Raw genomic sequence first — 20,241 nt, forward strand, 5'->3', positions numbered from 1 at the left:
GCAGGAGGCAGGGGGAGGTAACCCCATCCTCCTGCCGTGGAATGCAGGGGGCAACATGGATCTGAGTCCCCCACTTCGACAAGCCTGGTTTTGGTCTTAGAAAGTTTTCACAAACTCAATTAGGGCTTTTTTGTCTTCATCCGGTAGATTTGAGCCAAAATAATGACCCTCATCCTCAACGAAGTCAGGAGACTTATTAGCTCTTAAAAGCACGCGTGCCAACTTACCCTTGATTCCACCCCCTGGTTTCAAGTCTTGGAAAAGGCTGCTGAGATTGAGAGATGTAATCGCCTCTCTGATATTGATGCTTGCCAGCAAATTCACAGGCGTACCTTTAGGAACAGGAATTCTAAATCTAGGATTCGGATCTCCTGGGGGAAGCTCTAATTTGGTATCTCGATCTGTCCTGCTGATAATTCCCTTACGCTTTTCAGGCCACAGCAGCTTTTCCATAGCATCCGTATAGGCTTCTACGCGTCCTTTCACTGAAGGATCTTCGTTGTATAGTCCTAGAGTGTTGTTGTGCAGAAGTGGTGCTGTTGCCCAAATACTCACTAGCGAAGGTGTGCGATAATATCCTAAACCACCGTCTGGTATCTTAAAATCGATGGGTTTTTTCTCATCGAAGGGGTTGTACAGCGTCAGAGTTCCTGGTGACGGCAGTTCTTTGTAGGTCTTAGAGGAGAACTGATCCCAAATATGCCCCTTAGTGGCATTTGTCCCTAGCGATCGCGCCGCATTAGTACCAATTAGTGTAACTGGATAACGCTGGTCGTCAGACAAGAAGTTGTGATCTAAAAAATTACTACTGAGTACAGACTCTTCGTACCATTTCTGAGCCTGTTCGGTGTCAGCAGCAATCTCAGCAGGTGGCTTTTTGCTGGAATGGCAACTAGCACAAGTGCTGGCAAAAACAAGCTTGCCACGTTTGAGAACTTCTTCATCTTTGGTTAAGAACTCTTCACCACCTGGTGCATCTTTCAGGTGCATCGGCTTGATGCCTTTCAAGAATGTTTCGGCATCAGCCATGCGTGCTTCTGTCTGTCTCCAGCCTTCGCACTCCTTCCGTGCCTTTTCGATATCAAAAGGTTTTTGGGGAGTTCTGCCTAATAAAGGCTCATGGAGACTTGTCCAATAATCGCCGCACATCCCAATGTTGACGTAGACGCGTAGTGAGGCATTTGCCACTCCTGTCGAGTCTGCACCATCCTTAAGAATATGATTAACATCCTTGGTTGAACCATCGTTCATCACCTCTGGATATCTGGGGCGATCGCCTAAATTAAAAATGGCATTGATCGCATTCGGATTGTTGATATGATCGGTCGCAATCCGAGAAGTATCAGAAGTCCCCGGTTTCTGAGAGTTAAGTACTTGCTTAACAAAACTATTGTCCCCGACGCTGGTTTCAAAGAATTTGTTTTCCTTGATGTACTGATTACCCAATGCTGCTACAAGGTTTTCCCATTTCGGGTGTTCCTTGTCTTTGGGTGGATTGAGCGGATCTAATGCTACGTGACAGATAGCACAGGACTGCCCAATCACGTAGGGAGGCTCAACTTGTGAGTTTTTGGCATATTCAACGGGGTTCCATTTTGCCCGGTCGAAGTTGGGGTTGGGGAACTTACGCAACCCAATAACGCCAGTTGAAAGTGGATCTTTACATTTATCTAGCAGCAATCCGTATTCATCTGGTGCTGTCGCTTTTTCACATCCAGGATCGTTAATTGCGCCATAGAGTTTAAATCGCTCGTCATGCTTCTGTGAGTTAATCAGCTTTAGCAGATCAGCACCGCCACGTGTTCGCTTCGCTAAATCACGATAGTACTTGGCGTTACCGCCAGTCCATAAGTACCAGGTGCAACGACCCCGTTTCTCGGCATCTGTCAAATTCTCCTTGGTGTAGTCTGGGAGATAACCGATACCCTCACAGTTATCAGGGTATTCAGATACACCAGTATTAGAATAGTCAGTACTTATGGGCGTAGGTGTCTCACTATACTCATCGGCTAGAGCTGTAGGCGTTCCATAAAAGCCGCAGACTATAAACATAGTCACGAATAGGAGGAGCAGACAGCCCTTAAAAATTAGACTTGTCTTTTTCATAAAAAATCTTTGGTTGTAACAGCTAAACCTTCTCCACTGCACCTTACCTTTGCAGAGTTACACTAATGCTTCATCATTTATTTCCCATTTTCCGGATTTAGCCTTGGGATATTTTGATGATTTAAAATGTACCCTACTGAGGTTCGTTATATATGAACTTACTACACAACTTTGCAAAACGTCATCAATAAACTTTTATACATTTCTCAATCAAAAATTTAAAAATTTGTAAATTTACAATGGCGTTCAATAACCAATTTGTTATGGTTATATCAATTTCCTGCATAGTTGGTTAAGTTTGTAACAAATTGTTAGAAGCTACTTTTAAGGTTGCCTTAACCTTTTGAGAGAAATAAAATGCGAAAGTTTTCACTTTTTTTTAAATTTGTTGCTTGATGGTGTAGGTTTACAAACTGCAAAAGTCTTTATATAACTGTAAAAACCAACATCCTGAAACTTGGTAGGCAAACCTAAGTAACAAAAACTTAATATTTAGCGATCGCATCCGAAAACCTGCACTGTTGATTTGTAGAACTAAATAACTTGCCCTCCCAGAGACACTAGAAATAATAGTTCTCTAGCGAGGCTATTAGTGCTACTAACAATTCTGATACCTAATTTTATTGCCGAAATAACACGAAAGACAGAGGAACACATGGAAAACGATATTATCTTTGAGCCATTGAGATTCCGTAATCTCACAGTCAAAAATCGGGTTTTTCGCTCTAGTATTTCTGGAAGGTGGGATAACTATGATGGTTCAGGTACTCAAGCCCGAATCAACTGGGAAGAAAAGTTTGCTCGTGGTGGTGTAGGGGCTATTATTAGTTCCTTTGTCCCAGTCGCCATTCGGGGACGAATTATGCCCAATTACGCCACAATTAACTGTGATGAGCGCATTCCTTTCTGGCGAAAAGTAGGAGAAAAAGTCCACGAATATGATTGTAAATTTATCTTACAATTAAGTCATTCTGGACGACAGCAGGACATTGGTGGTGTAGAAAACTTAGGGAAAAAAGCGTTAAGTTCCACCAGCCAAACTGAGCCATTCCACGGCTTTTTGTGTCAAGCAATGACACTAGCAGAAATTAAAGAAACAATCCAATACTTTGCCGATGGTGCTAGACGTGCCCGTGAAGCGGGTTTAGACGGAGTAGAACTGCACAGTGCTAATGGATATCTTTTTAACCAATTTCTCAGTTCAGGAATTAACGACCGTCAAGATGAATATGGTGGTTCATTAGAGAATCGAGCGCGGTTTTTGCTAGATGTAATTAGAGCAATCCGTAAAGAAGTAGGCAACGACTTTCATCTACAATTCAAAATTAGTGCCGTTGATTATAACAACGCCGTCACCTTTTGGGAAAAACCAGGTAATACCATAAAAGATTCCATCCAAGTTTGTAAATGGGCAGAAGAAGCTGGGGCTGATGCCGTGCATGTGTCAACTGGTAGCTTATTTCCTCATCCACTCAATCCCATTGGTGATTTTAATTTTGATGTCATTACTAAAACCTATGACGCGATGTTGTCGAGTGGTGTTGAAACCACACGCAACTACATTTTATTCCGCAAATCATTTTTACATCCAATTTTCAATCTTTTATGGAACCGCGTGAAAAAGCAATTGCCTCCTCAGGCATTTAGTGGTGATGATGTAAAAGACCCCAAAATCAAGCAGTTACTAATAGAGAACCAAGGCAGAAACTTACTAGATTCCAGAGAAATTAAAAAGCACGTTAATATTCCCGTATTATGTACAGGTGGTTTGCAGCAGGCTTCATATATTCGTCAGGCAATTAATGATAAGTATTGCGATGGCGTGACAATGGCTCGTACCCTAATTGCTAACAATGACCTAGTTAAATCTTTTAAAGAAGGTAAAGACCTAGCAGAGAAACCCTGTACTTATTGTAATAAATGCCTCCTGAATGTAATCGAAAACCCTTTAGGTTGTTACGAACAGGATCGCTTTAATAGCTATGAAGAGATGATGGAAGAAGTAATGTCAGTCTTTCATCAAACTGAGTTTGCAAATTTATCTAGATAAATTTGCGATGGGTATCACATTGATAATTTCGCTTACAAATAATCTCGACAATATAGGGAGTGTTTCATGACTGAACAAACTAACCCTACCCTACTTTCTACCCCACACAAGGGAATAAAGGGCATCTTCAAGCGGATTTGGGTTGTGATTGTGGGTGTTGTAGCAGTAGCAGTCTTTTTATTGTGGCCTGTTTTGTCCAACTCCCCAGTAGATTATGCTGACATTGAAAACCACTTTAAATATGGTTCAATCGGCAGCGAACCCATCAATGGCATTCCTTACTGGATTTGGAAAGTTTTACCAGAATTATTTCCAGATAAATTACCTGGAAAAGGTTATACTTCTCTGGGATTTATCAAAGAACCTGACAAAGATTTACCTATAGGTTTTTCGCAACGGAGAGTCTTTATTGATCGAGTTGGGTTGAATTGTGCTGTATGTCATACAGGGACGCTGCGAAATACCCCTAATAGTGAACATCAAGTCATCACCACGATGCCTGCTAATGTGCTTAATTTGCAGGGATACATCAAATTCTTGTCAGCAGTTGGTGTAGATGAGCGTTTTACTGCTAACCGGATGTTGCCAGAAATTGAGAAAATCAGTGGCGGTCTGAATCCTGTTGAAAAATTACTTTATCGCTTCATTGCAATTCCCCAAACTAGAGATGCGCTAATTAATCAGGCATATCGACTTAAGTTTGTTGAAGAACAGCCAGATTGGGGCCCAGGAAGAGTAGATACTTTTAATCCTTATAAAGCAATTCAATTCCATTTCCCAATGGATAAATTGCGTCAGGATGAACTGATTGGTACTTCTGATTTCCCCTCAGTTTGGAACCAAAAACCGCGCGAGGGATTGCAATTACATTGGGATGGTAACAATAGTTCCGTTGATGAACGTAATAAGAGTGCAGCTTTAGGCGCTGGAGTCACACCCACAACAATCGATTTGCCTCGGATTCAGCGAGTTGCTGATTGGCTGTGGGAACTACCACCACCAAAATATCCCTATGAAGTTAACGAAACTTTAGCGACCAGAGGAAAACCACTTTTTGAAAGTAATTGTGCTAGCTGTCACGCTTTTGGTGGTGCATATACAGGCAAAGTTATACCAATTCAAGAAATTGGTACAGACCCTCATCGTCTCGACTCATATACCTACGAAACGATGTCTAACCAAAATACTTTGTATGCAGGTTATCCGTGGCGGTTTAAGAATTTCCGCAAAACTAATGGATATGCCAATATGCCCCTTGATGGTGTTTGGTTACGCGGCCCTTATTTGCACAATGGTTCAGTCCCCACCTTACGGGATTTACTAGAAAAACCAGAAAATAGACCAAAAGAATTCTATCGTGGCTATGACGTTATCGACAGAGCAAAAGTTGGTTTTGTATCTGATGTAGGTGAAGAAAACGGTAAGAAATACTTTAAGTTCGATACAACACAACCTGGAAATAGTAACAGTGGCCACTTATACGGTACTGATCTTCCCACAGAAGATAAAGATGCACTAGTTGAGTACATGAAGAAACTTTAAAAGGAGAAAAAATGAATAGTTACGCTAAATGGTTTAGTCGCGTTACTTGGCTCGGCATTATCGTTAATATGTTTTTTGTTATTCCCTCTTGCTTCTTTCCAGAGCTAATGCTGACGTTCCTTCACATGCATATACCAGTGCCAATTATCTGGGTTCGTGCTGCGGGAATGCTGTTATTTATTATTAGTGCATTTTATATCCCTGGAGCAATTGACCCGTACCGATATCAGGCAACAGCATGGATATCAATATTTCCTTCAAGAGCTTTTGGATCGACATTTTTTATTTTTGCAGTGCTTTTCTTTGCTCAAGATAAAGGATTTTTATCTATTGCTTTTGTAGACTTGTTTTTTGGATTAGCGGAAGTAATTCTTCTGACACTAGCAATGCGTGATCAAAATGCAATTGCTGCAACTCCAGTGAAGCAATTCTCCTAATTTTATCCCTAGTCTAGTGTGGGTATATTGCCTGCACTACAAACAGATTCTTCTGTAAAGGAGCAAGAGAGTGCCATGACAATACTCAAAGATAAAATAGGTAGGGTAATCACAAGCATTGTTTTAGTTGTGATCCTTTTAGTTGGTGTAGTTGGGTATGTGGGATGGTACAACCTTTTTCGAGAGGTTCCCACATATTATGAGTCGCCTGAAGAACATTTTAAATATGGTTCTATTGGCACAGAAGAAGCACAAGGTGTTCCCTATTGGATTTGGATGGTACTACCACGAATATTTCCTGATAAGTTACCACGCCCAGGTGGTTACACTTCCTTGGGAATAACATGGGAAGAGGGTAAAGAAATGCCAGTTGGGTTTACGAAAAAAACCATTGGCTTCCCTCGTGTCGGTATAACTTGCGCTGTTTGCCATACCGCCACCTATAGAAAAACAGAGAAAGATAAACCCACAATTGTGGCCGCAGCCCCTGCCAGTAAGTTTGATTCACAAGGTTATTTACGATTTTTGAGTGCAAGTGCTGGTGATCCCAGATTTACAGCAGATTATATCCTTGATGAAATCAAATATAGTTATCGGCTTTCCTGGTTGGAAAACCTACTTTATCGCTATGTGCTAATTCCTCAAACTAAGAAAGCGCTGCTGCAACAAAAAGAAGACTATAGTTGGACAGATTCCCGTCCTAATTGGGGGCCTGGTCGAATTGACCCTTTTAATCCAGTTAAATTCAATACTTTAAAGTTGCCCAAAGATAATACTATTGGCAACTCTGATATGATGCCTCTTTGGAATCAAAAGATGCATAAAGGGTTTGCTCTACATTGGGATGGGTTAGAAACTTCACTGACAGAAACTGTTCAAACTGGAGCAATTGGTGACGGCGCTACCAAAAAATCACTTCCTGTAGCTGATTTACAACGGGTAGAAGATTTTATTCAAGAACTACCACCTCCCAAATATCCATTTGCTATTGATGAGCAAGTGGCTGCAAAAGGAAGTCAAATTTTTGTTAATACTTGTGCATCTTGTCACGCTTTTGGTGGGGAAAGAACAGGTACTGTCATTCCTGTGGAAGAAGTGGGAACTGACCGCCATCGGTTAGATATGTGGACGCAGGAAGGAGCAGATACCTACAATCATTTTGGTGATGGCTACCCTTGGGATTTTAAAAACTTACGCAAAACTAATGGGTATGTATCTGTTTCTCTAGATGGTTTGTGGTTAAGAGCGCCATATTTACATAATGGTTCAGTCCCATCTCTACAAGATTTGTTAGAAAAACCAGAAAATCGTCCTCAGGTTTTCTATCGGGGATATGATGTTTACGACCCGAAAAAAGTTGGCTTTATTACTGAGGGAGATGAAGCCAAGGCTGTAGGTTTTAAGTACGATACAACCGTAACTGCTAATTCAAATCAGGGGCATGTTTATGGAACTGATTTATCTGGTGAGGATAAAAAAGCCTTGATTGAATATCTGAAAGCTATGTAGTGAAAGTAGTTGCTAAACCTTCTATGGTTTAGCAACTTATGAAGTTAATCATTTACCGAAGAAGAATTCAGTCCTTCTGGAGCCAGAATCCAGCTTGGGGATTCTGAATGATAAAGCGAATGAATGTTGGTTTAGAGCAAGCGATTTTAAACGCGCGTGAACAAAGAAAAATATCCACACTTCGACTGCGCTCAGTGACCACATTTGAAACCCCTGACTTGACAGAGTTAGGGTATTCTGAATTCTGAATTCTGAATTCAGCAGGACTTCTCATTAGCAAATCATAAAAACCGGAATTGGAGATAATCATGAAACCATACTTACCGCAGAACGATCCAAATGGGAATTATCGAGCAAGTTGGCTGGATAAAAATCGAGAAGAGTACAATTTTAATTATGATTATCTGGCTCCTTTACCAGTAATTGATAAAGTGCCTCACAAGGAAATATTTTCAGCAGAATATACTGCTAAACGCTTGGCAAGTATGGCAACTCTCGCACCAAATATGTTGGCTGCTAAAGCCAGAAATTTCTTAGACCCGCTAGATGAGTTGGAAGAATATGAAGACCTTTTGGCACTACTACCAAAACCCGATGTCATAAAAAATTACAAAACAGACTCGTGTTTTGCCGAACAACGACTCTCTGGAGCGAACCCATTAGCTATCCGAAGAATTGATGTATTACCTGATAATTTTGCTGTAACTGATTACCATTTTCAGAAGGTTGCAGGTGCAGAATTTACTTTGGAAAAGGCACTCAAGGAAGGCAAGCTGTATTTTTTAGATTACCCTTTGCTATCTGATATTCAAGGTGGTGTCTACAATAATGTTAAAAAGTACCTTCCCAAGCCGCAAGCTCTATTTTACTGGCAAAGTAATGAGAGTTCTAATGGTGGTTCTCTAGTGCCTGTTGCTATCCAGATTAATCATGACTCTGGCGCAAATAGCGTGATTTATACACCAGATGACCCCCATTTAGATTGGTTTTTGGCAAAAACCTGCGTCCAAATTGCTGATGGCAACCATCAAGAATTGGGTAGTCATTTTGCTTATACCCATGCAGTTATGGCTCCCTTTGCAATTGTAACTGCGCGGCAATTAGCAGAAAACCATCCTATCGCCTTACTATTAAAACCTCATTTCCGTTTCATGCTATTTGATAACGATTTGGGACGCACTCAGTTTTTACAGCCTGGAGGCCCAGTTGATGAGTTTATGGCAGGTTCATTGGCGGAGTCTGTTGGATTTGTAGCGAAGGTTTATGAAGAATGGAGTATAGAAAAGTTTACTTTCCCTCGGTTAATAAAAAGTCGTCAAACAGATGACCCAGCAATTTTGCCGCACTTTCCTTTCCGGGACGATGGCATATTAATCTGGAATGCTATCGAAAAGTTTGTGGCTGAATACTTGCAACTCTATTATAAGACTTCACAGGATCTCATTGATGACTATGAATTGCAAAATTGGGCTAGGGAATTAGTCGCCCAAGATGGTGGTAGAGTCAAGGGAATGCCAGCCAAGATTGAGACTCTAGAACAACTGATTGAAATCATTAGTGTAGTGGTCTTCACTTGCGCTCCTCTGCACTCTGCTTTGAATTTTTCTCAGTACGAATATATGGCTTTCGTACCCAATATGCCCTATGCAGCCTACCACCCAATTCCAGAAACTAAGGGTGTGGATTTGGAAACTATCATGAAGATACTTCCCCCTTTTAAACAAGCTGCCGATCAGGTAATGTGGACTGAGATTTTAACATCTTTCCATTATGACAAATTGGGTTTTTATGATGAGGAGTTTGCTGATCCATTGGCGCAGGAAATTGTGGTGCAATTCCAACATAATTTGCATGAAATAGAACGGCAAATAGACATCAGAAATCAAACTCGTCCCATACCTTACAACTACCTCAAGCCTTCGCAAATTATTAACAGCATCAATACTTAAGTTAGTTTACCAAAAAAGAGGAATAACAATGTCAAATCAGCAAGTAACTGTCACGGCTCGACTAAAAGTCAAGCCAGGTTTGGAGAACGAATTTAAGCAGGAATTTCAAGCCGTAATAGCTCTCACCCTCAAAGAAGAAGGTTGTATTAATTACGATTTACATCAATCTGTTGAAGATCCATCTTTGTTTCTATTACATGAAAATTGGGTCAGCCAGGACATTTTAGCTCAACACCTAGAGCAGCCGTATATTAAAGGTTTGGGGGAAAAAGCAGGACGATTTTTGGTTGACCCACCTGATGTCAGGTTATGGCAGCAGATTGCGAACAATTCCTAGCTGGTGATAATAATGACATCAAGGGTGTTATTGTATGGTGCAACTGGCTATGCTGGAAAACTAATTGCTACATCAGCTAAAAATAACGGACTAGAATTAATTTTGGCTGGACGTAATCAAAGTTTACTGGCAGCAGTAGCCAATGAATTAAGTTTGGACTTTCGGGTTTTTGGCTTAGATGATCCGCAGGCGATCGCTCGCTCTCTTGAGGATATAATTGCTGTCATCAACTGCTCCGGCCCTTTTTCCAAAACCTCAAAGCCACTTGTCGATGCCTGCCTCCAAACTAAAACTCACTATTTAGACATAGCTGGCGAAGTACCTGAATTTCAGGCACTACAGGCACGAGATACTGAGGCTAAAAGTGCAGGGATAATGCTTCTCCCTGGTGTAGGATTTGGGGTTGTCCCTACTGATTGTGTAGCTGCTTACCTCAAAGATAAGTTAGCGATGGCAACACGACTGATTTTAGTCTATGAAACAGTAGGGGGTGTATCTCAAGGAACGGCAAATACTGTACTGCCAACTTTACATCACATCGGGGTAGTTCGAGAAGCAGGTAAGCTCATCCCATCTCGACCAGCATGGAAAAAGCGTAAAATTGATTTTGGTTATGGGCCGGTAACAGCAGTAACAAACCCTTGGCGTGCTGATATTATCACTGCGTTCCAGACTACGGGTATTCCCAATATCGAGGTTTATACCGTATTTCCTAATCCTGTGCGCTTCCTGATGGAGTCGAGTCAGTATTTGGGATGGTTATTTAACTCGTTTTTATTCCAAAGTGCTTTAGCAAGTCTAATTAAAACTCTACCGACTGGGCCAACGGCAGCAGAACGAGCCAAGGGTCAAGTTAGAGTAATTGGTTTTGCCGAGGATGAAACTGGTCAACAAGTAACTGCAAAGCTCTTAGGGCCAGAGGCATACGATTTTACCGCATTAGCTGCTGTAGCAGTTATCAAACGGGTGATTAAAGGCGAAGTTAAGGTAGGATTCCAGACTCCTGCATCCGTATATGGGGCAGATTTTGTGCTTGAGATTCCGGGAGTTATAGGCTTCAACTAAGGATATAAAAGAAAGCCGGGTTTTTTAGGCTTGATAGCGAAAAAACCTGGCTTTTTTTGCATCTATATGCTTTGAAAAATGTAGCGATCGGGTTGGCTGGTGGGATTGCCCAGCTATGGTAACGAGGTACTGGCTCGTTCAGTTCTGAATCCACACCCTGAACCAATACTGCGTAGGTTTTGAGTCGATCCCCCCAACCCCCCTTAAAAAGGCTTGCTCAAAATGCCTTATTTTCCCCCTTTTTAAGGGGGACTAAGGGGGATCTCCAATGACTATGCACCAAAACCCGAGCAGTATTGCACCCTGAACTTGCTAATTTGGCATGAATGAGGAGAAAATCTATCAGTCAAGTCAAACTAATTTTCCAAAACGCAATAGTGGATGTTACCGAATTAGTCAAAGTTTCAATTATTCTCTTGCTCCTTGCTACAGGTGTAGCTCTGCTGTCCCGGCGGTTGCGAATCCCTTATGTTATGGGTTTAGTATTAGCAGGTTTGCCCATCACTGAGCTATTATCTCGTCCGATTGGTTTAAATCCAACCCTTGTTTTGGATCTTTTCCTGCCAATTCTCCTGTTTGAAGCTGGAATCAATACAGATGTCAGTCGCCTACGTAGCACCTTTAAACCAATTGCCCTTCTAGCTGGGCCAGGGGCTGTGCTTTCCAGTGGTATTATTGCCGTCCTGTTGAAATTTGGACTGGGATTGAGTTGGATACCTGCCTTATTTGTAGGAGTAATTCTGGCAAACACTGATACAGTTTCCATGATTGCCGTCTTCAAAGAGATACCAGTGCCCTCCCGGCTTTCCACCATCGTTGAAGGAGAAACCCTATTTAACGATGCTGCTGCCCTAGTTATGTTCAACCTGGTTTTGCAAGTATATTCGACAGGTTCACTCACGTTACTAGAGGGAATCCAACAACCGCTATTTATCTCTCTAGGAGGCGGCCTCGTGGGGTTAGTCTTAGGCTACTTGAGCATACCTGTATTCGCCCGTTTGGATGATCCCCTTAGCAGTCTATTACTGACAGTAGCAGTTGCATTAGGCACTTTTCAGGCTGGAGATTTTCTAGGTGTATCAGGTGCTGTGGCCGTAGTTGTAGCTGGATTAATTTTTGGGAATTTTGGGCTTTCTCACAATACTTCTGCTTCTAGTCGCATCACTTTGTTGAGTTTCTGGGAATATGCAAGTTTTACTGTCAACACCTTTATTTTTCTGTTGATTGGTGTAGAAATCAACTTGGTAACGCTCTGGAGGACTTTACCTGCAATTCTACTTGCAGTTTTGGCTTATCAAGTCGGGCGAGTTCTTACGGTCTATCCACTGCTAGCAGTGGTTCGTTGGTTTGACCGCCCAATTCCGCTGCGCTGGCAACATTTACTCTTTTTAGGCAACATCAAAGGTTCACTCTCAATGGCTCTGGCATTGAGCTTACCCACCACATTACCAGGGCGAGAAGTCCTCATAGCTATAGTTTTCGGCAGTGTGCTGGTGTCATTAGTGGGACAGGGCTTAACTTTGCCTTGGGTGGTAAAACGCTTAAAATTATCTAAATTTTCAGAAGCTCAACAACAGGTTGAAGAATTGCAAGCCCATCTGATGACAGGTAAGGCAGCACAAGATGAATTAGATAGCCTGTTGAAATCAGGGGTGTTACCAAAAGCCGTTTATGAACAGATGCGTTCAGCTTATCAGGTACGAATTGCCGGTGCAGAAAAGACACTGCGGGAACTTTTTAATCGTCGCCCTGATGAGTTGTCAGGCAAAAGTGGCAACAGCAGTAAACTTGATGCCATTCGCCGACGTTTACTGCTGGCAGAAAAAGGAGCGCTCAATGAGGCAATGCGGAAGCGAATTCTTTCAGAAGAAATTGTGCGCGGGCGGATACAAACTCTTGATGAACAATTGTTGAAACTAGAAGATGATTAAGGATATGGGGATTGGGGACTATGGACTGTGGACTGGGGATAGTCTGGGCTTTGTCGATGAACCTTTTAGCTTCGTCGATGAACCTTTGAGCTTCGTCGATGAACCTTTGAGCTTCGTCGATGAACCTTTGAGCTTCGTCGATGAACCTTTGAGCTTCGTCGATGAACCTTTGAGCTTCGTCGATGAACCTTTGAGCTTCGTGAGTGAACCTTTGAGCTTCGTCGATGAACCTTTGAGCTTCGTGAGTGAACCTTTGAGCTTCGTCGATGAACCTTTGAGCTTCGTGAGTGAACCTCTGAGCTTTTGCTGATTGATTAAAATCTGCTGCCTCCTGCTAAACATTAAGCCAGAGACTCAATGAGTGCATTCCCATGCAGAGTATGGGAACGAGGAAAAACTTAATTACGAATTACGAAAGCGTTGCGGTAGCGATAGCGCCGGCGGCAAGCGAGTCATCGAGCGTCGGAACGAGCGTCATTACGAATTACGAATTACGAAGGCGATCGCTTATAGTTATTTTGACTTTTAATTACCCTACCAGGACTGATAAAAGAAATTCCTTGTTGAAAGTCAGTACCAATCATGACTGCCTCCACTATAGGTTCGGATATTTCTGTTTGGGCTACCCACTCTACAATAAAGTTTGCGCCTAAACCTCCACTTGTGTCATTTCTATTTATAAAAAAATCTGTAGAAGCTAGCGCATCAAGTTGAATAGGGCGCTCCAAATACTGCTTAACTAGTTTCCCATCTGAGTTATAGTAGCGCACAGAAGTAATAATAATTGGATTGGTTAAATCTGTATTCCGAATACTGAGGGTAGCTGCTAACTCGAAAACCTCCTGCCGATTGTGATGATAGATATGGGAATAGACAGGAACATAAACAGTTTGACTGCTTGCTATCTTAAAATTATTATCCAGCGTCACGATTTTTTGGGATGGCGTTGCTTGAGTGGCATCGGGTTGTGACTTGGTTGGAATATTTGTTGATTTACAAGATGCAAGAAAAATAACAGCGATCGCTAAATAAATATGTGAATACGGCTTCATCAAAACTATTTACACCAATTTTTTATACATGTGTAGCTAACCCCACCTAAAAAGGAGTTTAGGTAGGGACTGCGCTCAACATCTTTGTTCAATAAAATCAATAACTTGATGTAAACATCCTGGTTTAGTCACAATCAGCACAGTTGAATGAGGTTCCAGTATTGTACTGCCGTTAGGAATCATCAAATCTTCGTGGGGATGGGGTTGATAGCCAATAATTAGCGAGCCACTAGGGAATTGGGAATCCTGAGCAATTTCGGCAACGCTACGGCCAGCAACATAGCAATTGTTTGGGATGGAAAGTTTTAGTACCTCAATCTGTCCCTGCTCAAAATGCATCATTGATTCCACTTGGGGATACTCAATGGCATTTACCATCGTTGAAACCGCTAGTTCAACGGTACTGATGATGTGGTTAGCTCCAGCGATACGCAGTGGTTCGGCAAAATCTCGGTGGCGCATCCGACTCAAAACATGGGGAACACCGTAGTGTTTAGCAAGAGTCACCATTGCTAAGTTTAAGGCATCACTTCTGAGGACAGCTGCTAAGGAACCGGCTTTGCGAATCCCAGCTTCTAACAATACTTCTGTACTCACAGCACTGCCTTCAAAAGCCATTGCTCCCACTTGTTCACGGGCGTAGCGGCAAGCGATAGGGTCAATGTCAATTATGGCAACAGTATGCCCCAGTTCTACCAGTTTTTGCGCTAAACTTAAGCCCACTAAGCCTGCTCCACCAATCAGTACGTACATGGCTGTTCTTGATGCTCTGTAACTTCTTGTTTCACTCTATACGTTAACAAGGAAATGAACATGTAGCTTGAGAAACTGCTCCCTTACTGAGTGCTGTTAGCGTAGCGGGGTGTAGCCTTTTTGAATTAGCTTTGGTAATATAAAAATTATTTTACTCTCAGGCATTTAAAAACTTCTAATGCATCAATATTACATCAGCTTTTTATTGACTAATTTCCTAACAGGAAATTTCATCTTTTCTCAGGTGGCGTTAGCAGATGTTAAACCTCAATTACTACCTTTAGCTCAGATGATAACCCCAAGTGAGTCTATTTCTCCCAAAGCTGCTTTAGAAAGATTATTTACTAGCAAAGAAATACAGACTGAATGGTTTGCACCGGAATTTTTAGCTCAAGTCCCTATCGAACAGGCGCAGGGAGTTATTGACAAAGTGAAAAGTCAACTAGGAACCTATCAAGGCGTACAAAACAATGCCAAAGATTATTTAGTTCTTTTTAGCCAAGCTTCAGTACCAACTAAAATAACTCTGAATAGCAAAGGACAGATTTCCGGATTGCTGTTTGAGTCACCGCAAGCAAAAGTTATTAGTTTAGAAGAAGCGGCTAGTAAATTTCAAGCGTTACCGGGGAAAGTAAGTTTTCTAGTTCAAGAAGGCAAAACAATACAAGCTGCATTAAATACCAAAACACCTCTGGCAGTTGGTTCAGCTTTTAAACTAGCCGTACTCAAAGCACTGAAATCAGAAATTGCTTCTGATAAGCGGACATGGAAAGATGTAGTGCAACTGCAACCTAGTTGGAAAAGTTTACCATCTGGAATTTTACAAACATGGCCAGATGGAACATATCTGACAGTACAAACACTTGCAGCTTTAATGATTTCTTTGAGCGACAATACAGCAACAGATATATTAATTAATCTGATAGGACGACAACCTATTGAGTTGGTATCACCCCGTAATCGTCCTTTCTTAACTATCCGTGAATCGTTTACTTTGAAAAGTTCTCGAAATGAAAATTTTCTGAAACGTTATCGTACAAGTAACGAAGCTCAACGTCGTGCAATCCTGAAAGAACTTTCTAAAAAGCCGCTTCCTGATGTGAATGAATTTGAGGGAGCTAATCCAGTTGCCCTTGATGTGGAATGGTTTTTTACAGCTGAGGAACTTTGTGGATTAATCGAACAGGTTGCTGATTTGCCTTTAATGAGTATTAATCCTGGTGTTGCCCAGGCTAAAGATTGGCAAAGAGTAGCATTTAAAGGTGGATCTGAGCCTGGTGTTCTGAATATGACAACTTGGTTGCAAGGGAAGAATGGCAAAAATTACTGTGTAGTTGCCACTTGGAATAACAGCGATGCATCTTTAGAAGAGTCAAAATTTACAGCATTGTACAGTGGGGTGCTTGCTAAACTTGCAACTAATAAATGAATTTGTCACTGGTCAACTAGACCCAATAGTTGCTCTAAGAAGGGCTTAAAATGTCAAATTCACTTTCTACTCCTGACCAAATTCCAGGGAGTTTTTTCAATTGTAATTTTTATGGTATTTTTCGAGCAACTCTTTAACTTGAGCAGCCACCAGAGGATGTGGATCTTTTTGTAACTGGGGTAAGATTTGCAGGAGAATGCGATGTGAAACCATATTTAAGTATGCGATCGCAGCTTCTCTAACAAAGCCGGTTGGATGACGCAAACTCACTAAAATCTCAGAACTTGTCAGTCTGATGCGAGTCACTTGAGCAAAATGAAAACAGCAAGCTAGACACCAATCAGAAAGGAAGTTACCCAACATCAGTAATCTGTGGAGGCGATCACTAACTAACATATTCTCATATTCTACGATCTTGGCTTCTACCAAATGTTGCAATTTTTCTGCCTGCGGTCGGTTATCTAAAATATTCAGCAATAAAGACTTTGAAGACAAAGTTATGGTATGCTCTAAGATTTCTAACCCTCGTGCTAAGTTTACCACTGAGAGCGATCGCAGATTAAATGCTACTGCCTGCATTTTTTCTGGCGAGTAAAGCAGTTTAAGTAGCAGTAGCAGCCGCTCTTTGACATCAAATTCCAATTCTAAAAGGGCGCGTTGCAATAACTCAGAGACAATCACAATCCTCTCACTGGATTGATGATTTTCTTTTCCGTCTAGTGTTTTCAAGTCTATATATGCGGCGTAAATCTCACCTAAAAACTTTAATTCCTGCTTAATTAAATTTTCTACCCGACTTTCATAAAATCGATCCACTAAACCTTTAATTCCTGGTTGTTTGTGTATTTTTAGTAAGCTGTGAAGAATATGATCTCTAGTTGTACCCCAAGATGTCTCCAAGTTTTCCCATAAAGTCTCCAATGCTTCCTGAGTAGCAATTTGAGCAATGGTACGCCAAGCGTACATTCGCACTACTTGTGGTTTGTAAATATTAGTAGCTAACCGCAATAGCATCTCTATAGCTTCATTCTCTAGCCGCACTAGAGCTGACATTGCTGTAGTGCGGGTTGATTTGTAATAAAGTGCTGCTATCAGTGCCGAATAGTACTCTTCTAAATGGGTTGCTGCAATCATTTCCAATACGGCACAGCGCACCCGTAAAGACTCGTCTTGTAACAAATTCGGGATGTGAATCCGCAACGCCTGCAAATAAACTGCTTCTCTAAGCGCTCTAACTCCATTTACCCGTTCCCGTTCTTTCTTATGAGTCAACATCCGGCGCATGGTTTGGGTAGCTGCTACCTTTTGCATGGGCGTTCCCTGGCGTAAGACTAAAGCGGCGGCGGTAGCGCGGATGAGTGAGTTTTGCCGGGGGTTCAGATATTCTTCTAAGATGCTTAAATTGGGATTTGGTTCAGCCAGCCAAATATAGCGCAGTGCTAGGGCGAAAACTTCGGGGTTAGTTTCTTGAGGTTGTTCTAGCAAAGGACGGATGGCGGATAGATAAGCGGGATTTGCACCTGCTATCAGCATGACTTCCAAACTTTGGCGCTGCAAATCTGGGGTTAACTTGACTAACAGAGGTGCTAAAACTTCCGCAGCTCCAAGGGAATCAATTTGGGCTAAAAGTTCAATGCAAGAGCGTTTATCTGCTTCGCTGCCTTTTTCTCCCAAGGCTTTGACTACACCTTGCTTGAAGAATCGTAAGCCTACATTGGTTGCACTCAACTGGCCTCGTGCCACACTCAAGACTAACAGTTCAACATAGCGCGATCGCAATTCCCAAACTACTTTTAAACAGGTGCCAGTTATCAGCATTGTTTCTGCTACTAACACCCACTTTTGCAACGGTACGGGTATAAACTGCCCACAAAACAATATAGTTGCAAAAATTAGTACTCCTGTCAAACCTGTAGCGATCGCTTCGGCGGTTCCACCAGATAAAGTCTGCATCCGGCTGCGAATTGCCTCTGGAATCGGTTGGTACAGGATGGGGCCGCTACTCATGACAAAGGTGTAGCGCAGAAGTTCATCGCAGAATTTGACAATTATCAGTCCCCAAAAAAAGCTTTGCGATTGGATGGCGGGAATTAAATGCAATAATACCAGCACTCCTGGTAGTGAAAAGCCTACGGTGATTGGTAAAAGCGTGGCTGTGAAAAATACCCCCATCCGTTCGATGAGTCGGCTGGAAATAAACCACTGCAACAACAACTCACACAGTCCTAACGTCCCACCAAAAAGACCTAAGAAGCTGGCGAGTTCTCGGTCGCCCAAATTAGATTGGAGTTCGCGCAGATATTGAAAATCTATTAACAACCCAATGACTTGCAACAGACCGACAAAAGCAAATAGCTGCCAAACATAGCGCTTCAGAGGACTTTTAATAAAACGCTGTCGTGAAGCTTGTTCTTCAGTAACTAGTCTTTGTGGGGTTTCAGGAAAAGCCGCTCGATACTGATGAGTTAAATAGAATAAAATTCCCGATCCTAATAAAATTACTATACAGGCGATGAAGATGATCTTATTGAGCGTGGTGTATTGCACTAGCCAAGGCAAACTAAAGCCACTGATCACATCTGCCACTAAAAGTCCACTGCTCACCAGTGGGTAAGTCCGTTTAATTTCCCGAATATTAAATATTTGGTTGGCGACGATGGAAGTGTTGAGGTCATTGACCACATAAAGTGCATCTACCCACAGCCGCAGCAGAAATGCCGAAATAACTGCCAGGTATGAAACATGCGCTCCCCAACGTAATACAACTAATAATAGTAATGGCATCAACATGCAAGGTGCGATCGCTACAATCACCCGGCGCAAAGGAAAAATCTTTTGCAGCCAAGAGTATAAAAAAACTAGGGCTGCACTCATAGCGGCACTAGCAATATACATCCACGGCAGTAGCTGAGTTCCATATTCATCCAAAAACAGCGCCACGGTACTGTCCTCTGCCCACCGCAATCCTACACATACAGTTGTGTAGAAAAAGAACATGAGTTGAGTTCGTTCGCTCTCCTCTGGTCGGAGATTCAGCCACTGTAGTAGTCGTAGCCGTGGTAGAGCAACTTTATTTGCAGCCAACCAGTGATTTTTCAGTTCCATGCAGTTTTATTTTTCTGGTAGTATCACCGCGTAATGGGGAGCGGGGGCAGGGGGAGCAGGGGAAGAAAATATTTCCTTATCTCCCTCATCTCCTGGAAATAGCAATAGTCCTGAGCAACTGAGTATTATGTTTCCCATTCAGCCTTCAGGACTATCGATTTTGGATAAATTTAAACAACTTCAAAAGTTTGGGCGCATGTTGCATCGAAATGAAACATCAAAAAATCCCCTGGCTAAAAGTCAAGGGATTTTCAAAGTTGGTCTATTATATAGAGTTAGAGGATTATTTTTTAGGCGAGATGAGCATCATCATGTTTCGCCCTTCTTTTTTAGGCGCTTGTTGAAGCTCACCAAATGGCTCCAAATCGGTTGCCATTCGTTTGAGCAAATCTTCTGCTAGGTCGCTGTGTTGAATTTCTCGACCCCGGAACATCACAGTAGCTTTGACTTTATCGCCATCTTTCAAAAAGCGCTCTGCTTGCTTAACACGCACGTTGTAATCGTGTTCTTCTATTTTGTAGCGCATCTTAACTTCTTTGACATCAGCCGTGTGCTGCTTTTTCCGGGCTTCCCGCGCCTTTTTCTCCTGCTCAAACTTATATTTCCCGTAGTCCATAATCCGACAAACTGGCGGGTCAGCTTTGTCACTTATTAGCACCAAATCTAACTCTTTCTCTTCTGCTAGTTGTAGTGCTTCCTGTGGGAGCATAATTCCCAGTTGGGCACCATCAGTATCAATTACCCGAATTTTCGGGTAGCGAATTCGTTCGTTAATTTGGGGCAGATCGCGAGTTCTTTTCTTCTCAATCACAGGCATTATGATTTGTGGGAGCTCTTAATGAAGGATTTGGTGTGGTCTTTAATTGGTATGCCTCAGAGGCAAAATACGGAAATAACTCAGGACTGAAAACATAGTCTACAGTTCTAGAGTAACTAATCCATAAAATAGTTGCCTCCTTGTATTTGTCATTCTACT

At 42.0% G+C, this 20,241-nt stretch carries 15 protein-coding genes; 10 read left to right on the forward strand and 5 right to left on the reverse strand.

Features of this window, described 5'->3' with window-relative positions; translation table 11 throughout:
• Positions 1-96: 96 nt before the first annotated feature.
• On the reverse strand, positions 97-2,106 hold the full coding sequence (locus tag LC653_RS08250) for a hypothetical protein (protein ID WP_229494031.1): 2,010 nt from the start codon (positions 2,104-2,106) through the stop codon (positions 97-99).
• Positions 2,107-2,698: 592 nt separating this feature from the next.
• Between LC653_RS08250 and LC653_RS08255 the strand changes: the two genes are divergently transcribed.
• The 9 genes from LC653_RS08255 (at position 2,699) to LC653_RS08295 (ending at position 13,236) form a co-directional block, all read left to right on the forward strand.
• A complete protein-coding gene (locus LC653_RS08255; RefSeq protein WP_229494032.1) occupies positions 2,699-4,156 on the forward strand; it encodes an NADH:flavin oxidoreductase in 1,458 nt (485 codons plus the stop codon).
• Positions 4,157-4,222: 66 nt separating this feature from the next.
• On the forward strand, positions 4,223-5,698 hold the full coding sequence (locus LC653_RS08260; RefSeq protein WP_229494034.1) for a c-type cytochrome: 1,476 nt from the start codon (positions 4,223-4,225) through the stop codon (positions 5,696-5,698).
• 11 nt (positions 5,699-5,709) lie between these two features.
• Complete coding sequence (locus LC653_RS08265) at positions 5,710-6,135, forward strand: hypothetical protein (RefSeq protein ID WP_229494035.1); 426 nt, start codon at positions 5,710-5,712, stop codon at positions 6,133-6,135.
• 75 nt (positions 6,136-6,210) lie between these two features.
• Positions 6,211-7,644: a c-type cytochrome gene (locus LC653_RS08270; RefSeq protein WP_229494036.1), complete on the forward strand. Its 1,434-nt coding sequence runs from the start codon at positions 6,211-6,213 to the stop codon at positions 7,642-7,644.
• Between the two features lie 308 nt (positions 7,645-7,952).
• The gene (locus tag LC653_RS08275) at positions 7,953-9,593 is read left to right on the forward strand and encodes a lipoxygenase family protein (RefSeq protein WP_229494037.1); all 1,641 of its coding nucleotides are present in this window, start codon (positions 7,953-7,955) and stop codon (positions 9,591-9,593) included.
• Positions 9,594-9,621: 28 nt separating this feature from the next.
• On the forward strand, positions 9,622-9,930 hold the full coding sequence (locus tag LC653_RS08280; protein WP_229489631.1) for a putative quinol monooxygenase: 309 nt from the start codon (positions 9,622-9,624) through the stop codon (positions 9,928-9,930).
• Between the two features lie 12 nt (positions 9,931-9,942).
• Positions 9,943-10,995 carry a saccharopine dehydrogenase family protein gene (locus LC653_RS08285; RefSeq protein ID WP_229494038.1) on the forward strand — a complete coding sequence of 351 codons (1,053 nt, stop codon included), beginning with the start codon at positions 9,943-9,945 and terminating at the stop codon, positions 10,993-10,995.
• Positions 10,996-11,372: 377 nt separating this feature from the next.
• Positions 11,373-12,926: a cation:proton antiporter gene (locus tag LC653_RS08290; protein WP_229494083.1), complete on the forward strand. Its 1,554-nt coding sequence runs from the start codon at positions 11,373-11,375 to the stop codon at positions 12,924-12,926.
• Positions 12,919-13,236, forward strand: a complete 318-nt coding sequence (locus LC653_RS08295; RefSeq protein WP_229494039.1) for a hypothetical protein — start codon at positions 12,919-12,921, stop codon at positions 13,234-13,236. The genes LC653_RS08290 and LC653_RS08295 overlap by 8 nt, the downstream gene beginning before the upstream one ends.
• 181 nt (positions 13,237-13,417) lie before the next feature.
• Here LC653_RS08295 and LC653_RS08300 read toward each other — a convergent pair whose 3' ends face one another.
• Together LC653_RS08300 and LC653_RS08305 are read right to left on the reverse strand one after the other, a co-directional pair.
• A complete protein-coding gene (locus tag LC653_RS08300) occupies positions 13,418-13,978 on the reverse strand; it encodes a DUF3124 domain-containing protein (protein ID WP_229494040.1) in 561 nt (186 codons plus the stop codon).
• Between the two features lie 75 nt (positions 13,979-14,053).
• Positions 14,054-14,731, reverse strand: coding sequence for a potassium channel family protein (locus tag LC653_RS08305; RefSeq protein WP_229494041.1), 678 nt, complete (start codon positions 14,729-14,731; stop codon positions 14,054-14,056).
• 178 nt (positions 14,732-14,909) lie between these two features.
• Between LC653_RS08305 and LC653_RS08310 the strand changes: the two genes are divergently transcribed.
• Positions 14,910-16,160 carry a serine hydrolase gene (locus LC653_RS08310; RefSeq protein ID WP_229494042.1) on the forward strand — a complete coding sequence of 417 codons (1,251 nt, stop codon included), beginning with the start codon at positions 14,910-14,912 and terminating at the stop codon, positions 16,158-16,160.
• A 96-nt stretch (positions 16,161-16,256) separates the two neighbouring features.
• On the opposite strand, the gene LC653_RS08315 is transcribed toward LC653_RS08310, so the two are convergent.
• Together LC653_RS08315 and infC are read right to left on the reverse strand one after the other, a co-directional pair.
• Positions 16,257-19,265, reverse strand: coding sequence for an MFS transporter (locus LC653_RS08315; protein WP_229494043.1), 3,009 nt, complete (start codon positions 19,263-19,265; stop codon positions 16,257-16,259).
• A 283-nt stretch (positions 19,266-19,548) separates the two neighbouring features.
• Positions 19,549-20,082 carry a translation initiation factor IF-3 gene (infC, locus tag LC653_RS08320; RefSeq protein WP_100898496.1) on the reverse strand — a complete coding sequence of 178 codons (534 nt, stop codon included), beginning with the start codon at positions 20,080-20,082 and terminating at the stop codon, positions 19,549-19,551.
• Positions 20,083-20,241 lie beyond the last annotated feature (159 nt).

Origin of the sequence: Nostoc mirabile CHAB5784 (assembly GCF_020829645.1) — a bacterium.
GTDB classification, from domain to species: domain Bacteria; phylum Cyanobacteriota; class Cyanobacteriia; order Cyanobacteriales; family Nostocaceae; genus Nostoc; species Nostoc mirabile.

Coding starts and splice junctions, on each gene's coding strand:
- LC653_RS08305 (WP_229494041.1), bottom strand. CDS start 14,731: ATGTACGTACTGATTGGTGGAGCAGGCTTAGTGGGCTTAAGTTTAGCG.
- LC653_RS08310 (WP_229494042.1), top strand. CDS start 14,910: ATGCATCAATATTACATCAGCTTTTTATTGACTAATTTCCTAACAGGA.
- LC653_RS08280 (WP_229489631.1), top strand. CDS start 9,622: ATGTCAAATCAGCAAGTAACTGTCACGGCTCGACTAAAAGTCAAGCCA.
- LC653_RS08300 (WP_229494040.1), bottom strand. CDS start 13,978: ATGAAGCCGTATTCACATATTTATTTAGCGATCGCTGTTATTTTTCTT.
- infC (WP_100898496.1), bottom strand. CDS start 20,082: ATGCCTGTGATTGAGAAGAAAAGAACTCGCGATCTGCCCCAAATTAAC.
- LC653_RS08285 (WP_229494038.1), top strand. CDS start 9,943: ATGACATCAAGGGTGTTATTGTATGGTGCAACTGGCTATGCTGGAAAA.
- LC653_RS08250 (WP_229494031.1), bottom strand. CDS start 2,106: ATGAAAAAGACAAGTCTAATTTTTAAGGGCTGTCTGCTCCTCCTATTC.
- LC653_RS08265 (WP_229494035.1), top strand. CDS start 5,710: ATGAATAGTTACGCTAAATGGTTTAGTCGCGTTACTTGGCTCGGCATT.
- LC653_RS08260 (WP_229494034.1), top strand. CDS start 4,223: ATGACTGAACAAACTAACCCTACCCTACTTTCTACCCCACACAAGGGA.
- LC653_RS08275 (WP_229494037.1), top strand. CDS start 7,953: ATGAAACCATACTTACCGCAGAACGATCCAAATGGGAATTATCGAGCA.
- LC653_RS08295 (WP_229494039.1), top strand. CDS start 12,919: ATGATTAAGGATATGGGGATTGGGGACTATGGACTGTGGACTGGGGAT.
- LC653_RS08315 (WP_229494043.1), bottom strand. CDS start 19,265: ATGGAACTGAAAAATCACTGGTTGGCTGCAAATAAAGTTGCTCTACCA.
- LC653_RS08270 (WP_229494036.1), top strand. CDS start 6,211: ATGACAATACTCAAAGATAAAATAGGTAGGGTAATCACAAGCATTGTT.